The sequence below is a fragment of the Caballeronia sp. TF1N1 genome, assembly GCF_022878925.1.
GTDB lineage: Bacteria > Pseudomonadota > Gammaproteobacteria > Burkholderiales > Burkholderiaceae > Caballeronia.
On sequence record NZ_CP084626.1, the window covers coordinates 1,400,419 to 1,420,152 of the forward strand.

At 61.0% G+C, this 19,734-nt stretch carries 15 protein-coding genes; 5 read left to right on the forward strand and 10 right to left on the reverse strand.

Annotated features, from left to right (window positions below):
* Positions 1 to 2: 2 nt before the first annotated feature.
* A complete protein-coding gene (locus LDZ28_RS06480; protein ID WP_244827868.1) occupies positions 3 to 401 on the reverse strand; it encodes a VOC family protein in 399 nt (132 codons plus the stop codon).
* A 114-nt stretch (positions 402 to 515) separates the two neighbouring features.
* Positions 516 to 872: a YciI family protein gene (locus LDZ28_RS06485; RefSeq protein ID WP_244827869.1), complete on the reverse strand. Its 357-nt coding sequence runs from the start codon at positions 870 to 872 to the stop codon at positions 516 to 518.
* A 473-nt stretch (positions 873 to 1,345) separates the two neighbouring features.
* On the opposite strand from LDZ28_RS06485, the gene LDZ28_RS06490 reads away from it, so the two are divergent.
* Positions 1,346 to 3,298 (forward strand): hypothetical protein, encoded by a 1,953-nt coding sequence (locus tag LDZ28_RS06490; RefSeq protein WP_244827870.1) that lies wholly within the window; start codon positions 1,346 to 1,348, stop codon positions 3,296 to 3,298.
* 327 nt (positions 3,299 to 3,625) lie between these two features.
* Positions 3,626 to 4,006 (forward strand): DUF2917 domain-containing protein, encoded by a 381-nt coding sequence (locus LDZ28_RS06495; RefSeq protein ID WP_244827871.1) that lies wholly within the window; start codon positions 3,626 to 3,628, stop codon positions 4,004 to 4,006.
* A 34-nt stretch (positions 4,007 to 4,040) separates the two neighbouring features.
* On the opposite strand, the gene LDZ28_RS06500 is transcribed toward LDZ28_RS06495, so the two are convergent.
* Entirely contained in the window at positions 4,041 to 5,669 is a 1,629-nt protein-coding gene (locus tag LDZ28_RS06500) for a tannase/feruloyl esterase family alpha/beta hydrolase (RefSeq protein WP_244827872.1), read from the reverse strand.
* 185 nt (positions 5,670 to 5,854) lie between these two features.
* On the reverse strand, positions 5,855 to 6,715 hold the full coding sequence (locus LDZ28_RS06505) for a LysR family transcriptional regulator (RefSeq protein WP_244827873.1): 861 nt from the start codon (positions 6,713 to 6,715) through the stop codon (positions 5,855 to 5,857).
* Positions 6,716 to 6,876: 161 nt separating this feature from the next.
* Here LDZ28_RS06505 and LDZ28_RS06510 point away from each other — a divergent pair, with 161 nt between their 5' ends.
* The gene (locus LDZ28_RS06510) at positions 6,877 to 8,262 is read left to right on the forward strand and encodes a DHA2 family efflux MFS transporter permease subunit (RefSeq protein WP_244827874.1); all 1,386 of its coding nucleotides are present in this window, start codon (positions 6,877 to 6,879) and stop codon (positions 8,260 to 8,262) included.
* An 86-nt stretch (positions 8,263 to 8,348) separates the two neighbouring features.
* Entirely contained in the window at positions 8,349 to 9,344 is a 996-nt protein-coding gene (locus tag LDZ28_RS06515) for an aldo/keto reductase (protein WP_244827875.1), read from the forward strand.
* On the opposite strand, the gene rarD is transcribed toward LDZ28_RS06515, so the two are convergent.
* Positions 9,345 to 10,220, reverse strand: a complete 876-nt coding sequence (gene rarD, locus LDZ28_RS06520) for an EamA family transporter RarD (RefSeq protein ID WP_244828028.1) — start codon at positions 10,218 to 10,220, stop codon at positions 9,345 to 9,347.
* Positions 10,221 to 10,478: 258 nt separating this feature from the next.
* Between rarD and LDZ28_RS06525 the strand changes: the two genes are divergently transcribed.
* Positions 10,479 to 11,537, forward strand: a complete 1,059-nt coding sequence (locus LDZ28_RS06525; RefSeq protein ID WP_244827876.1) for an AI-2E family transporter — start codon at positions 10,479 to 10,481, stop codon at positions 11,535 to 11,537.
* Positions 11,538 to 11,599: 62 nt separating this feature from the next.
* On the opposite strand, the gene LDZ28_RS06530 is transcribed toward LDZ28_RS06525, so the two are convergent.
* The 5 genes from LDZ28_RS06530 to LDZ28_RS06550 form a co-directional block, all read right to left on the reverse strand.
* A complete protein-coding gene (locus tag LDZ28_RS06530; RefSeq protein WP_250492406.1) occupies positions 11,600 to 13,123 on the reverse strand; it encodes a SpoVR family protein in 1,524 nt (507 codons plus the stop codon).
* A 155-nt stretch (positions 13,124 to 13,278) separates the two neighbouring features.
* Positions 13,279 to 14,544 (reverse strand): YeaH/YhbH family protein, encoded by a 1,266-nt coding sequence (locus LDZ28_RS06535; protein WP_244827878.1) that lies wholly within the window; start codon positions 14,542 to 14,544, stop codon positions 13,279 to 13,281.
* Positions 14,545 to 14,728: 184 nt separating this feature from the next.
* A complete protein-coding gene (locus LDZ28_RS06540) occupies positions 14,729 to 16,651 on the reverse strand; it encodes a PrkA family serine protein kinase (protein ID WP_244827879.1) in 1,923 nt (640 codons plus the stop codon).
* Positions 16,652 to 17,070: 419 nt separating this feature from the next.
* Positions 17,071 to 17,832, reverse strand: a complete 762-nt coding sequence (locus tag LDZ28_RS06545) for a 2-keto-4-pentenoate hydratase (RefSeq protein WP_244827880.1) — start codon at positions 17,830 to 17,832, stop codon at positions 17,071 to 17,073.
* 152 nt (positions 17,833 to 17,984) lie between these two features.
* Positions 17,985 to 19,709 (reverse strand): methyl-accepting chemotaxis protein, encoded by a 1,725-nt coding sequence (locus LDZ28_RS06550; RefSeq protein ID WP_244827881.1) that lies wholly within the window; start codon positions 19,707 to 19,709, stop codon positions 17,985 to 17,987.
* Between the last annotated feature and the right edge of the window lie 25 nt (positions 19,710 to 19,734).

Genomic DNA, 19,734 nt, shown 5'->3' on the forward strand with positions numbered 1-19,734 from the left:
GCTCACGCCGCTTCCGGATTCATATGCACGAGTTCCCAGATGTGACCGTCCAGATCCTCGAAGCCGTGGCCATACATGAAGCCGTGATCCTGCGGTTCGCGCGGCGCGCGCCCGCCCGCCTTCAACGCCTTCGCGACGAGATCGTCCACTTCCGCCCTGCTCTCGCACGAAAGACACACGAGCGTTTCAGTGGCCTCGTGCGCATCGACGATCGCCTTTGCGGTGAAGGTCTGGAAGAACTTCTCGACGAGCAGCATCGCGAAGATGTTTTCGCCGATAACGAGGCACGCGGCGTCGTCATTGGTAAAAGCCGGGTTGAACGAGAGGCCGAGTTCCTTGAAGAAGGTCATCGAGCGCTTCAGATCGCGCACGGGCAAGTTGACGAAAATCTGTTGATGCATGGCGTAAGGCTCCGACGCAAATGGAAAGACGAGCGAAATTGCCGGCTTCATTGGGACGACGTTCGACACGCCCGCCGATCGACAGGAAATCACCCGGGAGCAGCGAAACTCGCCTCAGAGATAGCACGGCCCGACTTTGCGGACCTCGATCGTGCACCACGCGGCCGCCGGGCACGTTGCGGCAATTTCAACTGCTTCGGCGTGCGTTTCGCAATCGAGCAGGAAAAATCCGCCGATCATTTCTTTTGCCTCGGCGAACGGTCCGTCGATGATTCTCGCGTCATCCGCCGATGCCCGCGAAACCCGCGACGCATCCTTGAGCGAAGTCAGCGACTCGCATGCGCGCAAAACGCCGCGCGCTTTCAGGCCGTCGGCGAACTCTCCCATCTGCCGATATGCCTCGCGCCCCTCTTCCGGCGTGCGTTGGCCGCGTTGCTCCACGGGCTCGACCACAAGTAGCAGATAAGCCACATCCACCTCCACGAAAAGTTTTTTAGCGTCGCTCAAGTTAAACCGTCGTGGCGCTATCGGCAAGGCTGGCGTGGGTTTGCCATGCGAATTCAAGCAAAAATCTATCCTCATACGTAACATTTTGTTACTCAGTATTACTCAACGCCATTCAATCCATCGAGTAGTATTTGCTTCCGACGAGTCGGAAATGTCTTAGAAACGAGCAATAGTTACCTTGCATCGATTTCTTCTCATCATTAGTTCCAGCAGACCACCCGCTTTTCGTCACCCTTCTATCTCGCGATATCGAGCGATATAGCAAACGTTTGCGCGTTCAACCGTTCGTGTAGCAAAAGCGGGATGCGTGCATGTCGAAGCCGGTTGGATGGCGTATCAGAACCCAGCCCGCCTGTCGAAAACCAGATGCTTTGTGCATCGCTGGGCGTAATCGAAATGAACGCCTGGTTTTATCTGCGCTTATGCGTTTTGAATCGATGACCAAAAGTCCTTTCCTGCTTTCGACGCTCGTCCTTGCTCTTGCCGGTTGCGGCGGCAGCGACGGCGGTTCTCCCGCCTCCACGAGCGCGGCTAGCGCCGGCGCCGCTGGCGTGGCAAACGCCTCCGCCGCCTCCGGCTCCGAAGCCGATGCCACCGAACAAGCGGTTGCCAAGGCTGCCTCGAATTTGCGTCTGACGTGTGCTTCGCCGGCGGTGTCGTCGGCATCGGCCGGCAACGGCAAGATCACCGTCGATACCCCCGGAGGCGACGGTTCGCGCATGTTCGCGATCAACGCCAAGTTCAAGGTCGCCGTCACCACGCGCGCCGGCAGCGCCGATACGCTCAAGTGGACTATCGCCGATGCGCTCGGCAAGACGGTCGCGAGCGGCAGTTTCGCGGTGCCTTCCGTTGCAACGACCACCACCCTCACCTGCTCGTCCACGCTCGCCGGCTACTTTGCCGTGTCCGCGACGCTCGCCAATGGCGGTGGTCAGGTGCAAACCTCGGGCACACGTCCGAATGGCTTCGCAAGCTTCGGCGTGACGCCGGATCTGAGCGGCACGATTCCGGCCGTGACCTACACGAAGCAGGAACAACATCGCTTCGGCATGCAAGGCTTCAACGACAACGGCGTCATGCTGTCGGCGCTCGGCATTTCCTCGACTATCGACGATCGTCAGATGTCGGTGATGGAACCGAACGGCCGCAACACCTTCAACCCGAGCGCGAACAACCTCGATCCGTTCTACACGTCGGGCAAGGTCATGCGTCTCGTGCGGCTCGACGGCATTCCCGGCTGGGCAAGCGGCCACGGCCTGAGCCCGGACTATGGCTATGCGCCGGCCGATCTCGGCTACTTCTCGAACTACCTGTCGCGCGTCGGTCAGGAAACGGAGGCGATTCGCCAGAAGTACTATCCGACGATGTCGTCGAACTACTATCAGGTGACGTGGGAGCCGTACATCCTGTGGAAAGACACGGATGCCAACTTCGTCGCGCTCTACAAGGCCGCGTATCAGGGCCTGCATGCGAAAGATCCGCACGCGGTCGTAATGGGCCCCGCCGAGCCGTTCCCGTCGCTGACGACGGATCGCCTCAAGCGCCTCGCGCCCTTGGGCTACGCGCAATATATCGACGGCATCGCGACGCACGGTTATTACGATGCGGGCACGTCGCCCTCGCATCCGCCGGAGCGTCATCACACGGACCCGGACCCCGCCGATGCCGCGAATTCGCTGCTCAACGAGATGCGCAACCTGCGCGCGGAGATGGCGAAGGAATACAAGCCGAACATGAAGCTGTTCGTGACGGAAACGGGTATCAGCTATGACATCGGTTCGAGCTATGGCCCGAACTATCCGTCGCCGAACATTCTGTACGCACAGGGCGCGGTGGTGGCGCGTACGCATATCATCATGCTCGGCGAAGGCGCGGATCAAACCTATGTCTTCTTCGGCCCGGACTTCCCGGGCGAACCTGGCTACGGCACGTTCTTCGACCTCGACAATCCGCAAGCGGCATTCGGCACGACCAACATCAGCCCGAAGCCGGCCGCGATGCAAGTCGCCACGATGACCCGCGTGCTCGACGGCACGGTGACGCTCGGTCCGGTCAAGAACCTGCCGGCCGGCGTGTATGCCTATCAATTCCAGCAGCTTGGCAGCGGCAAGATCATCACCGCGTTGTGGACGCATAACAATGCAGTGTGGCCCGCGGCCGACGGCACCTTTAGTTCGAGCTACAACACCTCGTACAAGCTGCAGGTAGGTGTGCCTGGCACGGCGGGCACGGTGGCGTTGATCGATCCGATGGGCAACGTGTCGAGCGCGCCGTACAACAACGGCGGCATCACGCTCACGCTGACCGAGTCGCCGCGTTATATCGTGTCGACGCTGGCGGACATCGCGAAGAACAATACGACGAAGCCGCTGGGTTATAGCGGCAACTAAGCGCGATCGAGATACTCGAACGAAGACAACCCGGACCGTGGCAACGCGGTCCGGGTTTTTTATGGCTTTGAAAATCCTGTCTCGATATTGACAGCGCGCCTGGTTCCAACTGATACTCCATTCCATGCACGCAGACCTCGTCCTCGCCATCGCCGCGATTAAAAACCCAATGAACGCCATTAAGCATGGCGGGTCATCGGGAGAACGTGTGCGCTAGCAGCCAAGGCTCAAGCAAACAAGTTGGTTCCGAAGGCCCCGCCGAAAGACGGGGCCTTTTGTTTGATGCGTGCTGGCCTTCCGTCTTCGGCTTACAACATGGAGAGCGAGATGGAAGAAGGTTCGGAAGTGCTACAACGCGGCGTGTTGCACGGCGTGGCAGCGGGCAAGCTGGATGCGAGCGGCGCACGCGTGGTGGTGTATGTCGAAGTCGCGCCGCATCAGACGGTGTCGTGGCGTCTTGCACGCGATGCCGACTTGCGTATCGCCGATGCATCCGTGTGGCTCACGCGTCATCAGGATCCCTACGATTACTGGATGAAGCCCGGCGATATCGTGCGCCTGAAGCGCGGCGAACGCGTGTGGTTGTCGTCGGAGAGCGAGCACGCGGTCGAGGTATCGCTGACGTCGTATCGCAAGAATAAGGCGCGCACGTGGGCGCGGATTCTCGCGCGCTTCATGCCGCGCGCGGCGAACGCGACCAGCTTCTGAGCGTGCGCTCAAGACGGGCGCTCAAGGCAGGCATTCAAGGCAAGACACAGCGAAAGTTCGCCGCGACATTGATGCTGCCCTTACCCAGGTAACGCGGATAGCCGGGGTAACGGCAGATCGGCCGCGTGCGTCCGTTGGTGGCCGGCGCAATGTCGCTGCCGATGAGCGTCTCGGGCGCCGTGCCATTCGTGACCCACTCGTCGAGCGCGCCCAGTTCGTCCCATGCGGGAATGAACACGCCGTTGCCATGCTGAAAACCCGGCACCATGTAAAGCCGCATGAAGGAATCGACGCTGTCTTGGCCGTACTTGTCGATGAGCCCGTTGAAGAACGCGATGGTCTGGTTCGGGCTGATGACTTCGTCGGAGAGTCCGTGCATTGCAATCAGCTTGCCGCCGTGCGCGATGAATGCCGCGAAGTCCGGGTTCATCGCGCCGACCGTGTAGGCGAGCGTGATGAGCCGTTGCTTGTAGCGCGCGGGATCGTTCAGGTCGAAATTGAGCGAGTTGAACGAGAGATCGCGTGTGACGAAGTGGCGGATATACGCGTCGCCTTGCGCGAAGAGATAGCCATTGGCGCCGAAGGTTGGCGGCGAAAGCAGCGTGGGTGAATCGCCGAGACCGAGCGTGCCGGAGAAATCGACGCCCTGAAACACGTTGTAGCCCGGATAAGTATCGACGTTATACGCGAGCGGATACGGCAGCTTCAGGCCATCGCGCAGGAGTTCGAGCGTCTCGATCTGCGCGTCGGAAAGACAACTGTCGCGCAGTGAAGGCCGCTGCCCGTTCGCGCAGCGCAACGACGCGATGATCTGCGGCTCGAGCTTCCGGCAAGCTTCCACATTGCCGACGATGCCATCGGCCGCGCCGTCGAGCTTGTCGCATTCATGCACGACCGTTTCGAACAACCGCCGCTGCTGCGCGAGGCCGACGAATCCGCCGGGCTTGGCATAGGACGCCTGCCCGACTTTCACGCCCATCAGCCGCACGCCCGAGAAGTTGATAGCCGGCGCATTGGCGATCACGCCGTCGTAATCGTTCGGAAAGCGTTCGATGACCGTGAAGCCTTCGCGTCCGCCGGTCGAGCCGCCCGCGAAGTACGTCTTCTCGGGCGAACGTCCGTAGCCCATCTGGATGAGCGCGAGCGCGACATCGCGGGTCTTCTTGAGATGCGCGAAGCCGAAGTTGACGATGGCTTCGTCGTTCACGGCGAAGTCCGCGCGCCCCGCGTTGCCCGAGTGCCCCGAGTCGGAGCCGAAGGTCGCATAGCCGCGCGCGAGCGGCGTCGAGTCGGGCGCGAAAGGCATGGGTTCGGTGCCGGAGACGAGCGTGCCGTTATAGCCGCCGCCGCCCATCTGCAACGCGCGGCCGTTCCATCGGCTCGGCAGATTCACTTCGAAGCGGATGTCGGGCGTGTTGTCCTGGATCGCCCGGATGATGCCCGTGACGCGGCAATACTCGCCGTTGCGATTGCCCGGCGCGGCGGCCTTCGTCACCGACGCGCTCTCGATCAGCGCGCCGCGCGTCGGCAGACCGATGATCGATGCGGGCACCGTCTTGCCACCGAGGTCTTCGCAATGCTTCGTGAGATACGTGGCGGCATGCGCGCCCGCAAACGACAAGGCGAGCGCCAAGAAGACGAGCAACTGCCGCCATGTCCTCATGGACAGGCCCGCGAGACAGCTAGATGAAAGACAGCAAAGACGTGACACGAGATGGGTTGGCCGCTTCGAACGCCGCTCAATATATAAGAAGCGATCGGCGAAGGCCAATCGCACCGGCTGCACGTTGTTGCGGCACAACCGCCGCACATCTCGCGCCTGCCCTCTTTCGCTTCTGGTCGAAGCGTTCATTCGCCGTCCCATTCGCCGCGCAGGTCGCTGCTTTCGAGCAACTGAAGCAGGGTCTCGGCGGGCCGGCTCAGATGTTTCGCGCCGAACGCGATGAACTCCACCTCCGGCAATCCCGGCAACGCTTCGCGATTCACAGGCGGCGCGAGTCCGCGTCCCGCCAGAAAATGCGAACGCACCGTGAGCCCGAGTCCGCCGCGCGCCGCCGCGATGCAGCCCGCATGGCTGCTGCTCGTGCAGACGGTTTGCCAGCTCGCGCCGGCCATGGCGAGCGCATCGAGTACCACAGCGCGCGTCACGCTCGGCTCGGCGACCAAGATGAGCGGCAAGGGCTGAGTCGTATCGACGATGGTGCCTGGCTTTGCAAGCCACTCCAGTCGGCCGCTGAACAGCCGCGTGCCGCGCGCATCGCCGATACGGCGCTTGCCGACGGCAAGATCGAGTTCGCCAGCATCGACGAGTTGATACAGCCGTCCCGTCATGCCAATCGTGATCTCCAGTTCGACATCCGGATGCGTGTCGCGAAAGGCGGCAAGCACGCTCGGCAGCGGCCCGAGCGCCAGATCGTCCGATGAACCGAGCCGCACGCGTCCGCGCAGCCGCGGCGAACTGAACTGCGATTGCGCATGCGCCATCGCTTCGAGAATCACGCGGGCGTGAACGAGCATGGCTTCTCCGTCGGCCGTGAGCGCGAGAGAATGGGTATCGCGCACGAGGAGCCTTCGTCCGACGCTCTCTTCGAGGCGTCGAATGTGCTCGGAGACGCTCGACTGGCGCAGACCGAGCTGACGGCCGGCGTCGGTAAAGCTGTGCGACGTGGCCACGGTCGCGAAGGTGGTCAGCCACACGGGATTCAGCATGCGGCATTGTGATCGGAAATCACGATTACAGTCAATGCGGTTAGCGGTCTTCCCGATAGCGCGCGGAGTCATTAACATTTCACAATGCGCGCTGACGGGCTTTTCACTGGCCTTTCGTCAGGCTTTCGCGGCGCGCCGCTTCCTGCCACTTCGCCCCTCAAATGAACAAACTGTCATCGCACACGGCTCTACTCTGGATCGTCGCCGTGGGCTTCTTCATGCAGGCGCTGGACACGACCATCGTCAATACGGCGCTGCCGTCCATCGCCCGCGATCTGCACGCGGCGCCGCTCGCGATGCAGTCCATCGTCGTTGCCTACACGCTCACGATGGCGCTTTTCACGCCTGCTTCGGGCTGGCTCGCCGACCGCTTCGGCACGCGGCGCGTGTACTTCGTCGCGATCACGTTGTTCGTGATCGGCTCGCTTGCCTGCGCGAGCGCCCACACGCTCGATCAACTCGTCATGGCGCGCGTGCTGCAAGGCATCGGCGGGTCGATGTTGCTGCCGATCGGCCGCCTTGCGATTCTTCGCACGATGACGGGCGAAGCCTACGTGTCCGCGCTCGCGATGATTTCGGTTGCCGGACAGGTCGGCCCTATTCTCGGTCCGACGCTCGGCGGCTGGTTCGTTCAGTCGTTCACGTGGCACTGGATCTTTCTGATCAACGTGCCGATCGGCGCGGTCGGCCTTTATGCCGTGCGGCGCTTTCTTCCCGACGACGCCATCAGGAACGCGCCGCCTTTCGATTTCGTCGGTTGCGGGCTCTTGTCCCTGTGCATGGTGGCGTTTTCGTTGGCGCTGGATAGTCCGGTGCAAACGCACCGCGGGCTCGTGTCGGCGGCGCTGTTCGTCGTGGCCGCCGTCTCGGCCTTCGCGTATATCCCGTATGCGCGCAGAAAGCGCAATCCGCTCTTTCATCTCGCGCTCTTTCGCGAGCCGAACTTCAGCGTCGGGCTGATCGGCAATCTGGTTTGCCGGATCGGGTCGAGCGCGGTGCCGTTCTTGTTGCCGCTTCTCATGCAGCTCGAACTCGGTTACAGCCCGCTGCATTCCGGCTTGATGATGCTGCCTATCGCGTTCGCGGGCACCTTGTCGAAGCGCTGGATCGCGGGGCTCGTCAAGCGCTACGGCTACGACAATTTTCTGCTGGTGAATACGGCGCTGGTGGGCGCGTCGATCATCGGCTTTGCGTTGTTTTCGCCGTCGCTGCCGCTCGTCGTGGAGATCGCCATTCTCGCGCTCTTCGGCGCCTGCAATTCGATGCAGTTCGCGGCGATGAACAGCGTCACGCTCAAGGGCCTTTCCATCAAGGATGCGGGCAGCGGCAACAGCCTCTTCTCGATGGTGCAGATGCTTGCGATCGGGCTTGGCGTGTCGATCGGCGGGTCGCTCGTGCAGGTGTTCGAGCATCAGTTCGGCTCAGGCGCGATCGGTTTCAGATTGAGTTTCCTGTGCATGGGCGTGGTGACGTTGCTATCGGGTCTCGTGTTCAGACGGCTCGACAACGCGCCGCGCGCCGCCGCGCCCGCGCCTGCCGCGCGCTGATAGCGGCGTGCGTCCGGGTAGCCCCGAGCGCGCGGCACGCATAAAGACTATCCTGTCGATCGCTATTCAACCTCGGGAGCGCAATCGTGCAATATCGCAAATTCGGCAGCACCGGTCTCACCGTCTCGCGTCTCACCCTCGGCACGATGACCTTCGGTTTGCAGACGGAGGAAGACGCGTCGTTCGCCATCATGGATCGCGCGGCCGAGGCGGGCGTCAATTTCATCGACACCGCCAACGTTTATCCGCTCGGCGCGACGAACGACCTCGCGGGCCGCACCGAGGAAATCGTCGGACGCTGGTTGAAGGGCCGGCGGCATCAATACATTCTCGCCACCAAGGCCGTGCACGCGATGGGGCCGCTTACATGGGATCAGGGCGCATCGCGCAAGCATCTGCTCGATGCAATCGATGCGTCGTTGAAGCGTCTTGGCACCGACTACGTAGATCTCTATCAACTGCATAACGACGATCGCGACACGCCGCTCGACGAGATGCTCGAAGCGCTCGATATCATCGTGAAAAGCGGCAAGGCACGCTATGTCGGGGTATCGAATTTTCTGGCGTACAGGCTCGCACGTGCGCTAGGTCGCGCCGATGTACTGCGCACCGCCCGCTTCGTTTCCGTTCAGCCGCGTTATAACCTGCTGTTTCGCCAGATCGAGCGTGAACTGCTGCCGCTGACGGTGGAAGAAGGGCTCGCCGTGATCCCGTATAACCCGCTCGCGGGTGGCTTGCTGACGGGCAAGCACAAGCACGACGCCGCGCCTTCGGACGGACGCTTTACCGCGACGGTCGGCAAGGCGGGAGAAATGTATCAGCAGCGCTACTGGCACGAGCGCGAGTTCCAGACCATCGAAAAGCTGAAAGATGTGGCGAAGGAAAACGGCCGGTCGCTTGCGAGCACATCGCTTGCATGGGTGCTGGCGAATCCGGCGGTGACCTCGGCGATCATCGGTGCAAGCCGCGTCGAACAGCTCGACGAGACGCTCGCGACAGTGGATCAGCCGATCGATGCCGAGCTCAAGGCGAAGCTCGACGATCTGACGGTGGAGTACCGATGGGGTGACGCGTTGCGTTGATCACCCTCGCCCCGGCCGCGCCCGATACAAGCCTTCGAGCGAATAAATCGCCAACGCCGCCCAGATCGCGCCATAGCCGATCAGACGGTCATGCCCGAACGCCTCCTGATAAATCACCACGCCGATGAGCAACTGCAGCGTCGGCGTGATGTACTGAATCAGGCCGAGCATCGACAAGGGAATGCGCCGCGCGCCGGCCGCGAACAGCAGCAACGGCACGGCGGTGATCGGCCCGGCCGCCGCGAGAAGCACCTCGATGCCCACGGACGCATCCAGGAAACCGCTATGTCCGTTCGCGCCGAGCACGAATAAATAAAGCAGCGCGACAGGACACAGCAACATGGTTTCGAGCGTGAGCCCTTCGAGTGCGCCGAGCTTCGCCGTCTTGCGCAACAATCCGTAGCCGCCGAAAGTCAACGCGAGCGCGAGACTGATCCAGGGCGGCGCGCCGTTCACCCAGGTGAGCCACAGCACGCCGAGCGCGGCGATGACAACGGAGAACCACTGCATCGGCCGTAACCGCTCGTGCAGGAAGGCCATTCCGAACAGCACGTTGACGAGCGGATTGATGAAGTAGCCAAGACTTGCCTCGACGATTCGCCCATCGTTTACCGCCCAGATGTAAATGCCCCAGTTCGTCGATAGCAACACGGCGCTCGCCGCGAAGCGCGCAAGCAGACGTTTGTCGCGCAGCACCGGGCCGAGCCAGCGCCACTGACGCCGCACCGTCAGGACGATGAAGAGGAAGATCATCGACCAGGCCATGCGGTGCGCAAGCATCTCTAGCGCGCTAATCGAATGCAACGCCTTGAAGTAGATCGGAAAAAGGCCCCAAAGCGCGAAGGCCGCGAATGCGTAGACGACACCAGGATTCATTGTTCGATACATAAAGCGCACCGTGGCACGCACGTGGAACGCGCATTGCTCTTGTATCCGGCTCGATTGAAACCGGAAGCGGTCCGCAAGGAATGAAAGCCGGATTTTAGTCGAGCGCGGTGTCAATGGTTGAACGCTGACCGAACCGCCGGTCGAAACAGCGCTCCAATGCAGTGCATGAATGACGTCGGCAGCCGCGTGCTAGCATGCGCGAACTCGAGCGGCGCTGCCCGCTCCCCTTCCGCTTAACCGGTCCCAATGAATAATCAGTCCGTCCATCAAAGCTTCTTTCATATCCTGTTGTTCGTCGTCACCCTCGCGCTTGCGTGGGTGCTCCTGCCCTTTTTCGGCGCGATCTTCTGGGGCGCGATTCTCGCTATCCTGTTTCAGCCAATGCAGCGCTGGCTCACCGTGCGCTTCGGCAAGCGGCGCAACCTCGCCGCGCTGACGACGTTGGCTGCGGCGATTCTCATCGTCATCATCCCGTTGGCCGTGGTGGCCGTGACGCTCGTGCAGGAAATCGCGCTTGTCTACGCGCGCATCAAGAGCGGCGACCTGAATTTCGGAGTGTACTTTCAGCACGTGCTGCATGCGCTGCCGACTTCGGTGCAGCAGATGCTCGGGCGCTACGGTCTCGACGATATCCCTGGCATCCAGCGTCGACTCATGGAAGGCGCGGCGCAGATCAGCCAGTTCGCGGCGGCGCAGGCGTTGTCCATTGGCCAGAACACGTTCCAGTTCGTCGTGAGCTTCGGCGTCATGCTGTATCTGGTGTTTTTCCTGCTGCGCGATGGCGGCGAGATCGGCCGGCGCATCCGTCGCGCCTTGCCGCTCGATCCGGCGCCTAAGCAGCATCTGATCGCGAAGTTCACTACCGTCGTGCGTGCGACGGTCAAGGGCAATATCGCGGTCGCCGCCGCGCAGGGTTTGCTGGGCGGGCTCATCTTCTGGATTCTCGGGATCAACGGCTCGCTCTTGTGGGGCGTGCTGATGGCGTTTCTCTCGCTCCTGCCCGCGGTCGGCGCGGCGCTGGTCTGGGCGCCTGCGGCGATCTACTTCTTCGCGACCGGCCAGATCTGGCAAGGGCTCGTGCTGGTTGGATTTTGCGTGGTCGTGATCGGTCTCGTGGATAACGTCCTGCGCCCGATTCTCGTCGGCAAGGACACGAAGATGCCTGACTGGGTCGTGCTCATTTCGACGCTCGGCGGCATGGCGCTTTTCGGCATCAACGGCTTCGTGATCGGGCCGCTGGTTGCGGCGCTCTTCATGGCAAGCTGGGACATTTTCACGCAAGACGAGGAAGGCAAGGAAATCTGAAGCCTGCTTCGGACAAGAAAAAAACGGCTCCGCGAGGAGCCGTTTTTCTTTAAAGCTACCGATCAGCGCGCGTGATTCGGCGGCGTGTACCGACAGTCGAAGCGCTTTCTCACCGTGCCATTTTCATCGACGCTCTCCAGATAAACGTCGAACTGCCACAAGCGCGCCATGTGCTTGAGCACTTCGTCGCTGTCGTTCGACAGATGCCGGTTGTCCGTCATGAAGTGGCGCAGCGTGAGGCTGCGGTCGCCGCGCGTGTTCACCGAATAGACCTGAATGTTCGGCTCGCGATGATGTATGTCGTATTGACGCGACAACGCCTGCCGCACATAGCGATACCCGCTGCCGTCGTGAATGGCCGAGACTTCGAGCGAATCGCGCATGTCGTCGTCGAGAATCGAGAAGAGGCGCATTTCCCGGATCAGATGCGGCGACAAATACTGCGCGATGAAGCTTTCGTCCTTGAAGTTGCGCATGGCGTAGTGCAGCGATTCGAGCCAGTCGCTGCCCGCGAGTTCGGGGAACCACTCGCGATCTTCATCCGTCGGGTTTTCGCAAATGCGGCGAATGTCGCTCATCATCGAAAAGCCGAGCGCGTACGGATTGATCCCGCTGTAATACGGCTTCGTCACGGGCGGCTGATACACCACGTTGCTGTGCGAATGCAGGAACTCCATCATGAAGCCGTCTTCGAGCCGGCCTTCGTTATAGAGCGTGTTGAGCAGCGTGTAGTGCCAGAACGTGGCCCAGCCTTCGTTCATTACCTGCGTCTGCCGCTGCGGATAAAAATACTGCCCGACCTTGCGCACGATACGAATGACTTCGCGCTCCCACGGTTCGAGCAGCGGCGCGTTCTTTTCCGCGAAGTACAGCAAGTTTTCCTGCGGCTCCGGCGGATAACGGCTTTCGATTTCCTCGGCTGACTGTGCCTTGCGATTCGGCAAGGTGCGCCAGAGTTCGTTGACTTGCGACTGCAGATATTGCTCGCGTTCACGCCGCATCGCGGCTTCCTTCGCAAGCGAAAGTTTCTGCGGGCGCTTGTAGCGATCCACGCCGTAATTCATCAACGCATGGCAGGAATCGAGCAGTTCTTCGACGCGATCCAGCCCGAAGCGCTCCTCGCATTCGGCGATGTAATTCTTCGCATACACGAGATAGTCGATGATCGCGTGCGCGTCGGTCCAAAGCCGAAAGAGGTAATTGCCCTTGAAGAAGGAGTTGTGCCCGTAGGCCGCGTGCGCGATGACGAGCGCCTGCATCGTCATCGTGTTCTCTTCCATGAGGTACGCAATGCATGGGTTCGAATTGATGACGATCTCATACGCGAGACCCATCTGCCCGCGCCGATAGCTCTTCTCGGTCGACAAGAAGTGCTTGCCGAAGGACCAGTGCCGATAATTCACCGGCATGCCGACGGAGGCATAAGCATCCATCATCTGTTCGGCGCTGATGATTTCGAGCTGAATGGGATAGACGTCGAGCCCGTATCGGTTGGCGACGCGCGATATCTCGGCGTCGTATTCCTCGATCATCTCGACGGTCCAGTCGGACGGGCACGGCAGCGGCCGCTTTTCTGCAACATTCATCCTGCCTTCCTTGTGCGTCTCCTCGGACGCCTTGTCTTCGACTACTTCCTTGTCTGCTTCCTTCCCTTCTTCCAGTTCCAACGTCGATGCAACCGCACGATCGTCCGTGCCATCCGGTTGAGCCTTGCGCGCTTCCTTCTGCACATTCCGTTTCGTCATGCAGCCGCCTGTTGCTTTTCGAAGAGTTCGCGGAACACGGGGTAGATGTCCGCGGCGGAGTCCACCTTCTTCATGGCCAGTTCAGGCGCGCCGAGCGCAAGTTGCGCATATTCCACCCACAGATTTTGCTCTTCTGGCGCAACTTGAATATAGGCGAAATAACGTACCTTCGGCAGGATGTCGTCCGAAAGGAGCTTGCGGCACTTGGGGGAATCGTCGGTCCAGTTGTCGCCGTCCGATGCTTGCGCGCCGTAAATGTTCCATTCGGTCGGCGAATAACGCTCGTCCATGATCTTCTTCATGAGTTCGAGCGCGCTCGACACCACGGTGCCGCCGCTTTCGGTCGAATGGAAGAAAGTGTCTTCGTCCACTTCCTCGGCTCGCGTGTGATGGCGGATGAACACCACTTCGATTTTCTCGTAGTTCCGCTGCAGGAACAGGTAAAGGAGAATGAAGAAGCGCTTGGACAAGTCCTTGCGCTGCTCGTCCATGGAGCCGGAAACGTCCATCAGACAGAACATGACCGCCTTGCTCGACGGTGTGGGCTGCTTGACGCGATTCACATATCGCAGATCGAATGGGTCGATGAACGGGATACGCGTGATCCGGCCCTGCAGGATCACGATATCCGCTTCCAACCGCGCGATGTCTTCGGGATCGGCGTTATCGCTCTTGAGTGCTTCGAGCTGACGTTCCATCTCGCGCAGTTGCGCGGTGAGCGGCATGCCGAGCGCGATACGCCGCCCGAGCGCGCTCCTCAGCGAACGCACCACGTCGATGTTGTTCGGCGTACCTTCCGCCGCCCAGCCCGCACGCACGTTCTTCCACGTGGGCACCGCGAGCAATTGCGTCTTCACGAGACGCGGCAGTTCGAGATCGTCAAAGAAGTACTGCATGAATTCTTCGCGCGACAGTTCGAACACGAAGTCGTCCTGGCCCTCGCCTTCGTTGCTCGCGCTTTTGCCGCCGCCGCCCGAACCGCCTTGCGGACGCGGAATCTTGTCGCCGCGAATATAGTCGGCGTTGCCCGGATGAACATACTCGCGCTTGCCGCCCGGTCCATGACGGAACGAGGGCTCGGCGATATCCTTCTTGGGGATGGTGATGCTCTGAGTGCTCTGAATATCCTTGATGCTGCGATCGCGCACTGCGTCCGAAACCGCGCGGCGAATGTAGTTCTTGACGCGTCGCAGAAAGCGCTCACGATTGGCGATGCTCTTGTTCTTACCAGCTAACCTGCGGTCGATGATCTGGTGCAGCACATTCAGTCTCCCGCGTTGATGGCGAGGATGCGAGGCGCTGCGCGAGCCTTGGGCGTGCCGCGAAGGGCATGCCAGCGTCTCTCTCTCGCAAAGTGCCCGCTTTGCCGCTCAGGAAGTCACACCTTGCGGCGCAAACTTCGGTCCCGAGCGGCGCGGACCTACATTACAGCATGCTGCGTCCTGCTTACGACGACTTGCGCACGCGCAGATACCAGTCGCAGAGCAGCCGGACCTGCTTCGGCGTGTAGCCCTTCGCGACCATGCGATTGACGAAGTCTTCATGCTTGCGTTGCTCTTCGGCCGAACCTTTCGCATTGAACGAAATGACCGGCAGAAGTTCTTCGGTGTTCGAGAACATTTTCTTCTCGATCACCACCCGCAGCTTCTCATAACTGATCCACGCCGGGTTCTTGCCGCCATTGGCCGCCCGCGCACGCAACACGAAGTTCACGATCTCGTTGCGGAAATCCTTCGGGTTGCTGATGCCTGCCGGCTTTTCGATCTTTTCCAGTTCCGCATTGAGCGAGGCACGGTCGAAACTTTCACCGGTATCGTGATCGCGGAACTCCTGGTCCTGAATCCAGAAGTCGGCATACGTCACGTAACGGTCGAAGATGTTCTGCCCATACTCCGAATACGATTCCAGATAAGCAGTCTGAATTTCCTTGCCGATGAATTCAGCGTAGCGCGAAGCCAGCACGTCCTTGATGAACGACAGATACTTCTGCTCCGTCTCCGGCGGAAACTGTTCGCGCTCGATCTGCTGTTCAAGCACGTACATGAGATGCACCGGATTCGCCGCGACTTCCGACGAGTCGAAGTTGAAGACGCGCGACAAGATCTTGAACGCGAAGCGCGTGGACACGCCTGTCATGCCTTCGTCCACACCGGCAAAGTCGCGGTACTCCTGATACGACTTCGCCTTCGGGTCCGTGTCCTTGAGGTTCTCGCCGTCGTACACCTGCATCTTCGAAAAGAGGCTGGAGTTTTCAGGTTCAGCCAAGCGCGTGAGCACGGCCATCTGCGCCATCATCTTGAGCGTGCCTGGCGCGCATACCGCTTCGGCCAGCGACGAGTTACGCAGAAGCTTTTCGTAGATCTTGACCTCTTCGCCGTAGCGCAGGCAATACGGCACCTTCACGACGAAAATACGATCGAGCAGTGCCTCGTTGTTCTTGTTATTGCGGAACGCCTTCCATTCCGACTCGTTCGAGTGAGCGAGAATCACGCCGTCGAAAGGGATCGCGCCGAAGCCTTCCGTGCCCTTGAAGTTGCCTTCCTGCGTAGCGGTCAACAACGGGTGCAACACCTTGATCGGCGCCTTGAACATTTCGACGAATTCGAGCATGCCCTGATTGGCGAGGCACAGGCCACCCGAATAGCTGTATGCGTCCGCGTCGTCTTGCGAATAGGTTTCGAGCTTGCGGATATCCACCTTGCCGACGAGCGAGGAGATGTCCTGATTGTTCTCGTCGCCAGGCTCGGTCTTGGCAATGCCGATCTGACGAAGAATGGAAGGATAGCGACGCACCACGCGGAACTTGCGGATGTCGCCGTTGTACTCGTGCAGGCGCTTCACGGCCCACGGAGACAAAATGCTCTTGAGATAGCGGCGCGGAATGCCGTATTGCTCCTCAAGCACGGGACCATCTTCGTCGTAATCGAAGAGGCCAAGCGGTGATTCGTTGACGGGCGAGCCCTTGATCGAATAGAACGGGACGCGCTCGGCAAGCTGCTTCAAACGTTCGGCGATCGACGACTTGCCGCCGCCCACCGGACCCAGCAGATACAGGATCTGCTTCTTCTCTTCCAGACCCTGCGCCGCGTGCCGGAAATACGACACGACGTTCTCGATCACTTCCTCCATTCCGTAGAACTCACGGAATGCCGGATACACCTTGATGACCTTGTTCGCAAACACACGCGAAAGCCGCGGGTCGAGTCTCGTGTCGACGAACTCGGGTTCCCCGATGGCCGTCAACATACGTTCGCCCGCTGTTGCATATGTGGCAGGATCTTCCTTGCAGAGCGCGAGATACTCTTCGAGCGAGAATTCCTCCTCGCGGGTTTTTTCGAAGCGGGTCGCGAAACTGCTGTAGATATCCATGCTACCTCCTCGCCGAAGTCAGAAAGCTATGCCGTGCGCAACGCGCGTAATCGAAACGACATCGCTTGAATTCATCCTAAACCCTTTCGAATTTTTTTTCACGCACTTGCGAAGCTATCCATCTGAGAAGAAGTGCTAGCTACACGAATTATTTTCGGTGCCCTACAATCCTCATCCCAATCTCCTCTTTTGCACATGGTCTTGCGCGGCGTTCTCGCCGCCTGTACGCATGACCGCGCTTTTGTCACTCTCACCCTGCCTTCATCCGCCAGCATCGTTGGGCGCCGCACGCTGTTGTTTCCATCTCATGACCCATACGTGCGCGCATGCATGTCAGATGCAATAACGCGGCTGTCTTGACAATAACCGCGTGTGGCGTGTGGACTCTATGAACGCGTGGTGCGACGTGACATGAAGCGTCAGGTAAGAACGAGTTCGAGCTCGCCGATGCGGTCGATCGCGCCATGCACCATCGCGGGACCTTCCACGCGATAAGCGCCCGTATAAGAACCCGTGGTGATGGTCCAGAACGGTTCGACCGTCAGTCCCATGCGCGAACAATGGTTGACGAGCCACGGCAGCGAGACGCGCGGATCGCCCGCTGGATTGCCTTGCGCGGCCGGAGCAATCGGCAGGCCATCGAGTGTCAATTCGATACGCGGCGACAAGAAGTCGAAGCCCGCCGATACGACCTCATAAGGCTCCATGCCGCTCACGATGAGCGCGCCGTTGTTCTGCGAATCGGCAAGTTGCGCGAGTGGGTCGACGTTGGGCCATTGCGCGAGGCGGCTATCGACGATTTCGAGTGCGACGGCCATGCCGCCCAGTGCGTCGAGGACTTCGGCGTGGCTGTAAGGGTCGCTACGCGGCGGCAGCGGGTAGGCAAAGCGAAACGCTATTTCGAGTTCCACCAGTACGTGAAAAAACGAGTCGAACGCGAGCCGCGCAGGCGATACATGCACGAGGTCTGCATCGATGGGTGCGCCTGCGGCGAGGGCATCGGGCGCGCGGGCGCCGATCTTCCATGCGCCGATGCGCGCGTTTGCCGCACGCAGCGTCTCGTGCTGAATGGCATAGGCCGTGGGCGCGTCTACGGGAATGTCGCGCGGCGCAAGCGTCTCGATGCTCCGATGCTGCCGGCGCGCTTCCACGAGCTGTGCGGCGAGTGTCGATCCGGTCATGTCGATGGTCCTCGTATGCAAGATGATGCGGTGGCATCAGTGTACGGGGACGCGCTCGATGATGGCGACAGGTGCGTCTTGCGTTCGCACCTCCGGCTTTAGACTTGGCGCCGTCACGCGCGCGACGGCGAAGTTCCGTTACCGCAGCGGGCTCAAAACGTCTCCCAATCCCCGCTTGCAGCCGCCGCTGCAACCGCCGGCGTGGCAGCCGGCTTTGCTGCCTGCGAAGGCTTGACGGGGACGGGGCGCTTGCTTGCCGCCACCGCCGCTGGCTTGCGCGTAACGCGCCTGGCTGCGCTCACCGAAGCCGAAGCCAAAGGCGCATCCGCGCTGAAACCCTCATTCACCTGAAACACCGCAACCGCCTGACGCAAACGTCCCGCCTGATCTTCCAGCGATTGCGCCGCTGCCGCCGCTTCCTCGACGAGCGCGGCATTCTGCTGCGTCACTTCGTCCATCTGCGTGACCGCGAGCGACACTTGGTCGATACCACTCGACTGCTCCTCCGACGCCGCCGCGATCTCGCCCATGATGTCGGTCACGCGCTGCACCGCGCCGATGATCTCGTTCATCGTGCGGCCCGCTTCATCGACGAGCGTGGTGCCCGACTGCACACGCGCCACCGAGGTATCGATCAACTCCTTGATTTCCTTCGCCGCCGCCGACGAACGCTGTGCAAGCGAGCGCACTTCGCCCGCGACCACCGCGAAGCCGCGCCCTTCCTCGCCCGCGCGGGCCGCTTCCACGGCTGCGTTGAGCGCGAGAATGTTGGTCTGGAACGCAATGCCCTCGATGATCGTGATGATGTCCGCGATCTTCGACGAACTGCGGTTGATCTCGCCCATGGTATCGACGACCTGCATGACGACCGTGTTGCCCTTGCCCGCGATCTCCGACGCGTTGGCCGCGAGCGCGCTTGCCTGACGCGCATTGTCGGCGTTCTGACGGACCGTGCCGGTCAGCTCTTCCATGCTCGACGCGGTTTCCTGCAACGCGGATGCTTGTTCCTCGGTACGCGACGACAAATCGGTATTGCCGGCGGCGATCTGCTGTGTGGCCGACGCGATCGATTCGCTGCCCGAGCGCACGGTGCGAACGGTCGTCAGAAGGCTTGCGCGCATCTTGGCGAGTCCTTCGAGCAATTGCCCCATTTCGTCGCGCGAAGTGACCACGACTTCACGGCGCAGGTCGCCCGCGGCAATCGCCTCGAAATGGCCGAGCGCGGCTTCGAGCGGGCGCGCGATGGCGCGTCGGAGCGAAACCCACGCGAACGCCGCCGCGGCCAGCCCGAGCGCGATGGCAGACATCGCGACCGCGCGGAACCACAGAAACTGGCTCTGCGCGTCTTCGTAGCTCTTGTGCGAGGACTCGGACAGGAACTTGCGCAGCGTTTCGTTGGCGTTGGCGTAATCGTTGTAGATCGCCTGCATCGACTTGGCGGAAGCGATGATCGCGTCGTGGTCGTTGGCGGCAACGGCCTTGAGGCCCTTGTCGAGCTCACGCTGCAGTTCGAGACGTTTGGCCTGCGCCGCTTCCGCGAGGCGCGCTTCGCCGGGCTCTTGCGGCAGCGCCGTGTATTGCTTCCAGAAGCCATCGGCGCGCTCGCGCATGAGGCGTGAACGCTCGATGGTCGCCGCGACTTCCGCCGTGCCCGCGAGCAGCGCGCCGCGATCGAACACGAGCCGTTCGCGCATGGCGTACATCTCGGTGTTGCCGACGGCGATGGCGCTCGGCATCTGATTCGAATAAGTATCGAGAAACGCGGTGTTCGAGTGATTCATGCCGCTGAGGCCGAGCGCCCCGATGGCGATCAGCAGCGCGCCGAGAAACGCCATCGAGATGCCGATGCGCGCCTTGATGGTCAAAGCCTTGTTCATGTGTCGTCCCATGCCGCTCGTCAAT